Raw genomic sequence first — 281 nt, forward strand, 5'->3', positions numbered from 1 at the left:
GCCAGGGCGTCGATGTTGCCGTTTTCGACGAGGATGCCGTCTTCGCCTTGGGCGATCATGTCGGTCGGGCCCCAATCGCAGGCAAACGAGACGACGGGGAGGCCTGCGGCCATGGCTTCGAGCAGGGCGATGCCCCAGCCTTCGTAGCGGGATGACAGGACGAAGAGGTCGGCGGTTTCGACCCAGAGGCCGGGTTTCGGCGTGACGCCCGGCATTTCCACCCGGTCAGCAAGGCCAAGCGCGTCGCGCTGGGCTTCCAGCGCTTTTCTCGCTTCGCCTTC

The 281-nt window shown here is 66.2% G+C and carries 1 protein-coding gene; it reads right to left on the reverse strand.

The window, feature by feature from the left end; translation table 11 throughout:
• The coding region (locus L981_RS33105) for a glycosyltransferase (RefSeq protein ID WP_043627343.1) at positions 1 to 281 on the reverse strand (281 nt) is incomplete at both ends.

Origin of the sequence: Ensifer sp. ZNC0028, assembly GCF_000799055.1 — a bacterium.
Classification (GTDB): Bacteria; Pseudomonadota; Alphaproteobacteria; order Rhizobiales; family Rhizobiaceae; genus Ensifer.